This is a genomic window from Herpetosiphon llansteffanensis (assembly GCF_003205875.1).
GTDB lineage: Bacteria > Chloroflexota > Chloroflexia > Chloroflexales > Herpetosiphonaceae > Herpetosiphon > Herpetosiphon llansteffanensis.
This window is the reverse complement of sequence record NZ_PUBZ01000062.1, coordinates 1-393: the sequence shown is the minus strand read 5'-3', so window position 1 is coordinate 393 and position 393 is coordinate 1. Positions and strand designations below refer to the sequence as shown.

At 45.3% G+C, this 393-nt stretch carries 1 protein-coding gene; it reads right to left on the bottom strand.

The features are described from left to right. A partial coding sequence (locus C5S61_RS27740) for a CatA-like O-acetyltransferase (RefSeq protein ID WP_110513791.1) occupies positions 1-393 on the bottom strand: 393 nt, incomplete at both ends.

Genomic DNA, 393 nt, shown 5'->3' with positions numbered 1-393 from the left:
TCGCAGTACTGTTGTAATTCATTAAGCATTCTGCCGACATGGAAGCCATCACAAACGGCATGATGAACCTGAATCGCCAGCGGCATCAGCACCTTGTCGCCTTGCGTATAATATTTACCCATGGTGAAAACGGGGGCGAAGAAGTTGTCCATATTGGCCACGTTTAAATCAAAACTGGTGAAACTCACCCAGGGATTGGCTGAGACGAAAAACATATTCTCAATAAACCCTTTAGGGAAATAGGCCAGGTTTTCACCGTAACACGCCACATCTTGCGAATATATCTGTAGAAACTGCCGGAAATCGTCGTGGTATTCACTCCAGAGCGATGAAAACGTTTCAGTTTGCTCATGGAAAACGGTGTAACAAGGGTGAACACTATCCCATATCACC